Source organism: Aeromonas sp. HMWF014 (assembly GCF_963878295.1).
GTDB classification, from domain to species: Bacteria; Pseudomonadota; Gammaproteobacteria; order Enterobacterales; family Aeromonadaceae; genus Aeromonas; species Aeromonas popoffii.
In genome coordinates, this window is sequence record NZ_CAWNYS010000585.1 from 1 (window position 1) to 4,264 (window position 4,264).

Annotated in this window: 6 protein-coding genes and 4 tRNA genes; 5 read left to right on the forward strand and 5 right to left on the reverse strand. The window is 58.2% G+C overall.

Features of this window, described 5'->3' with window-relative positions; translation table 11 throughout:
• Positions 1-100 precede the first annotated feature (100 nt).
• Genes AAC083_RS22355 through rsgA form a run of 5 tightly spaced genes read right to left on the reverse strand, consistent with a single transcriptional unit; the run spans position 101 to position 2,958 of the window.
• The gene (locus AAC083_RS22355; RefSeq protein WP_042035784.1) at positions 101-499 is read right to left on the reverse strand and encodes a hypothetical protein; all 399 of its coding nucleotides are present in this window, start codon (positions 497-499) and stop codon (positions 101-103) included.
• Positions 500-501: 2 nt separating this feature from the next.
• Positions 502-765, reverse strand: coding sequence for a DUF2960 domain-containing protein (locus AAC083_RS22360; protein ID WP_042035783.1), 264 nt, complete (start codon positions 763-765; stop codon positions 502-504).
• Positions 755-1,024, reverse strand: a complete 270-nt coding sequence (locus tag AAC083_RS22365) for a VF530 family protein (RefSeq protein WP_108537748.1) — start codon at positions 1,022-1,024, stop codon at positions 755-757. The genes AAC083_RS22360 and AAC083_RS22365 overlap by 11 nt, the downstream gene beginning before the upstream one ends.
• Positions 1,021-1,893 (reverse strand): archaetidylserine decarboxylase, encoded by an 873-nt coding sequence (gene asd, locus AAC083_RS22370; protein WP_108537753.1) that lies wholly within the window; start codon positions 1,891-1,893, stop codon positions 1,021-1,023. Before asd ends, AAC083_RS22365 begins: the two co-directional genes overlap by 4 nt.
• A 30-nt stretch (positions 1,894-1,923) precedes the next feature.
• A complete protein-coding gene (rsgA, locus tag AAC083_RS22375; RefSeq protein ID WP_219927926.1) occupies positions 1,924-2,958 on the reverse strand; it encodes a small ribosomal subunit biogenesis GTPase RsgA in 1,035 nt (344 codons plus the stop codon).
• 91 nt (positions 2,959-3,049) lie between these two features.
• On the opposite strand from rsgA, the gene orn reads away from it, so the two are divergent.
• The 5 genes from orn to AAC083_RS22400 all read left to right on the forward strand — a co-directional run bounded on the left by orn (position 3,050) and on the right by AAC083_RS22400 (position 4,194).
• On the forward strand, positions 3,050-3,595 hold the full coding sequence (gene orn / locus AAC083_RS22380; RefSeq protein WP_108537750.1) for an oligoribonuclease: 546 nt from the start codon (positions 3,050-3,052) through the stop codon (positions 3,593-3,595).
• Positions 3,596-3,784: 189 nt separating this feature from the next.
• Positions 3,785-3,860, forward strand: a tRNA-Gly gene (locus AAC083_RS22385).
• 35 nt (positions 3,861-3,895) lie between these two features.
• Positions 3,896-3,971 (forward strand) — tRNA-Gly (locus AAC083_RS22390).
• A 36-nt stretch (positions 3,972-4,007) separates the two neighbouring features.
• Positions 4,008-4,083, forward strand: a tRNA-Gly gene (locus AAC083_RS22395).
• Positions 4,084-4,118: 35 nt separating this feature from the next.
• Positions 4,119-4,194 (forward strand) — tRNA-Gly (locus tag AAC083_RS22400).
• Positions 4,195-4,264: the final 70 nt, after the last annotated feature.

The window sequence follows — 4,264 nt, forward strand, 5'->3', positions numbered from 1 at the left end:
TACTTCAAGATTAGCCTTTCAACACGTAATTGGGACAGAGCCATAAAAAACGCCCCGGCAGGAACCGGGGCGTTGTGATGACATGGGCATAGGCTGGCAATCAGAGGGCGCTGTCGCCGTGAAACAGTGCCTGCTCGCCGGATTTGAGCAGATAACCCTTCCAGAGGAAAAGTTGATAGGCACCGCCCTGCCAGGACCCGTTGCCCTCATCCCCTTGCCGGGTCAGCAAGGTCTGCTCACCGTTTGGCAGAGTCAGTTCGGCCTGGCTCTGGTCGGCATTGAACAGCAGGAAGGCGCTGCCAGTCTCATTCGCCTCGAGGGATTGCAGCCGCACCGCCTGTTCGAACAGTCGCACGCACTGGTTGGTCAGGGCGGACCACTGGTAGCCTGCGCTGCCGATGCAGTCATGGCTGTCACGATCACCACCAACCAGATGTTGCTCAGGTGTGCTGCAGGCCGCCAGCAGCAGGGAGGCGGTCATCAGAGTCAGAGTGCGCATGCTTACCCCTGCTTGTCTTCGAGATTGTCCCGCTCGATGACGATGTTGGAGAAACCCAGCTCCTTGAAGTAGTTCTCCTGATAATCTTTCACGCTCTTCTTGTCACGGCGGCAGACCTGCGCCAGCTGGGCCTCCATGGCGTGGAAGCTGGAAAGATCCAGCCCTTCGGCGGCGGCAATGGCGTCGTAGATGCTGCGGAACTTGTCGTTCGCGTAGCCGAGCTCTTTGGCCTGTTTTTTGTAGGTGTAGGTAATCTTAAACGCCATCTGGCCCTTCCTTCTTCGATTTGGCTTGCTTGCGCTGGACATAGAGATAGAGGCTCTCGACCTTCTCCCGGGCCCAGGGGGTTTTGCGCAAGAACTTCAAGCTGGACTTGATGCTGGGGTCGTCGGTGAAGCAGCGGATGTTTATCTGCTGTCCGAGCTCTTCCCAGCCATAGTGGTCGACCAGGGCGGTGACGATCGCCTCCAGGGTTAGCCCGTGCAGCGGGTTCTTTGGTTGCGAGGCGCCTGGCTGGTCACTCATGCCTTGGCCGCCAATGTGGCAAAGGGTTGACCCATACGGGTAGTGACACCATTGGCCAGATGCGGCTCGAAGCCGGCCAACATGCCAGGTCCAAACAGGCAGACCACGGTACTGCCCAGTTTGAACAGGCCCATCTCGGCCCCTTTTTGCAGGGTGATGGCTTCATCGCCGCGGTAATCCCAGCGCACCACTTCCTTCTGCTTGGTCGGTGCAATATTACCGGCCCAGATGGTCTCGATACTCGCGACGATCGTAGCGCCGACTAGCACCAGCGCCATGGGGCCGTGCGGGGTGCGGAAGGTGGCAACCACCCGCTCGTTGCGGGCAAACAGATTGGGCACGTTCTCGGCGGTGAGCGGGTTGACGGAGAAAAGATCCCCCGGCACGAACACCATGCTCTCCAGCACGCCGTCCAGCGGCATATGGATGCGGTGGTAATCCTTGGGCGCCAGATAGATGGTGGCAAAGTCGCCATCCTTGAACGGCGCCACCAGATCTTCATAGCCACCCAGCAGTTCACGGGCGCTGTAGTCGTGGCCCTTGGCCTGGATGATGCGCCCCTGATGGATGGGGCCGAGCTGGCTGACAGTGCCATCCACCGGCAGCGCCAGGGTCATGGCATTGTCTACCAACGGGCGTATCCCCGGTTTGAGCTCACGGGTGAAGAACTGGTTGAAGCTCTTGTAGTGGGCCGGGCTCTCGTGCAGCGCTTCGCTCATGTCGACGCCGTACTGCTTGATAAACGCCTCTATCACTTTGGTGGTGACGTTGCCGGCTTCGGCAGCCGCAAGCTTGCCCACCAGACGGGAGAGGGCGTGTTTGGGCAGGCAGTATTGACCGGCAATTTTCAGGTTGTCAGTGATGCTCATGATCTTCATCGAAATAATAAGTTGAATGGGTCACAGTCGGGCCTGTTGGCGACCGTGGCGGGCTTCCTGCATGGTTTCCAGGATGCGGTGATAGTTGTGGAAGCGATCGGCGCTGATGTCGCCACGGTCGACCGCCGCACGCAGGGCACAGCCGGGATCGTCCTTGTGGGTGCAGTCGCGGAATCGGCAACCCCCCAGGTAGTCACGAAACTCGATGAAGCACCAGGTGATGCGATCGGCTTCCAGATGCCAGAGAGCGAACTCGCGGATCCCGGGGGAATCGATGAGATCGCCGCCGCTCGGGAAGTGATAGAGCCGCGCCGTGGTAGTAGTATGCGTACCGAGCCCCGAGTTTTCGGAGATCTCGCCGGTCAGCACATCCAGCCCCGGCATCAGGGCATTGGTGAGTGACGATTTGCCCACCCCGGACTGGCCGACGAAGATGCTGATCTTGCCTTCGAATTGGGCCTTGAGTTCATCCAGCCCTTCGCCGTTCTCACAGCTGACCAGGATCACCTGGTAGCCCAGCTTGCGATAGGGGTCGAGCTGACTCTCGATGCGGGCGCGGGCCGCGGCATCGAGCATATCGACCTTGTTCAGCACGATGAGCGGCTGGATCTCCACATCCTCTGCGGCCACCAGATAGCGGTCGACGATATTGGTGGAGAACTCGGGCATCACCGCCGAGACGATGATGATCTGGTCTATGTTGGCGGCGATGGGTTTGACCCCGTCGTAGAAGTCCGGCCGGGTCAGCACAGAGTGACGCGGATGCACCGCCTCTATAACCCCTGCGGTCGCGGCATTAAGGCCGGGACGCCAGACCACCTTGTCACCGCACACCAGGCTGCTGATGCTGCTGCGACGCAGGTTGCTGCGGTGGATGGTGCCATCGACCGCTTCCACGTCCGCATGCTGACCGAAGCGGCTGATCACCACCCCTTCGATGGCCGGGCCAAACAGGGTGTCATCCACAACCGTAGTGTGATCTTTTTGCAGCCGCCGCTCGCGGTTGGCCTGGACGCGCCTTTGTTGACCCAGATTGAGTTTTGCTTTCTTTGCCACTCGATTCGCCAGTTTATGAACAGATCCAAAGCCAGTATGATACATGCAAATTGGCAAAATTCCGCCATTCCTCCCAATAGAGAGAGCAATCATGACAGTCAGCGCGCAGAACCTGGTATGGATCGACATGGAGATGACGGGTCTGGACCCCGAAGAGAACGTGGTACTGGAGATCGCCACCATCGTCACCGACAAGGATCTGAACGTGTTGGCACAAGGGCCGGTTATTGCCATCCACCAGAACGATGAAGAGCTGGCCAAGATGGATGACTGGAACGTCAATACCCATACCAAGAGCGGGTTGGTGGCCCGGGTCAAGGCGAGTCAGCACGATGAAGCCAAGGCCGTGGCCGAGACGCTCGCGTTTATCCGCCAGTGGGTACCGGAGCGTACCAGTCCGCTGTGCGGCAACAGCATAGGCCAGGATCGCCGCTTCATGGTCAAACACATGGGCGAGCTGGAAGCCTTCTTCCATTACCGCAACGTCGACGTCAGCACCATCAAGGAGCTGGTACGTCGCTGGCAGCCAGAACTGTTGGATCAGTTCACCAAGAGTGGTTCCCATCAGGCGCTGGACGACATCCGCGAATCCATTGCGGAACTGCGCTTCTATCGCAGCCATGTCTTCAAGATCTGAGTGCCAGGCAAGGGGTTACCATCGATTGGTTGCTAAAATCGACAGTTCGGCCAGCTTTTGAGCGAACGCGCGCAACCAGACGAAAAAGCCCTTGCAATTGGAAAGAGTGCTCTTATAATTCGGCTCCCGTGCAGTAGCGCAAGCAACCAAATGCTGCACGATTTGTTTTGATGCCATTTTATGGTGTGTGCGGGAATAGCTCAGTTGGTAGAGCACGACCTTGCCAAGGTCGGGGTCGCGAGTTCGAGTCTCGTTTCCCGCTCCAATCATCCTCACTGACCACAAAATGACAACGCTGTTGCGGGAATAGCTCAGTTGGTAGAGCACGACCTTGCCAAGGTCGGGGTCGCGAGTTCGAGTCTCGTTTCCCGCTCCAAATTGTGATGATGAAACTGGTTCAATCCAGCCCGATGCGGGAATAGCTCAGTTGGTAGAGCACGACCTTGCCAAGGTCGGGGTCGCGAGTTCGAGTCTCGTTTCCCGCTCCAATCATCTTCACCAGCGTAAAATGACCATTTATGTTGCGGGAATAGCTCAGTTGGTAGAGCACGACCTTGCCAAGGTCGGGGTCGCGAGTTCGAGTCTCGTTTCCCGCTCCAAATATTTGCAATGTGACATCCTGTTGCGGGAATAGCTCAGTTGGTAGAGCACGACCTTGCCAAGGTCGGG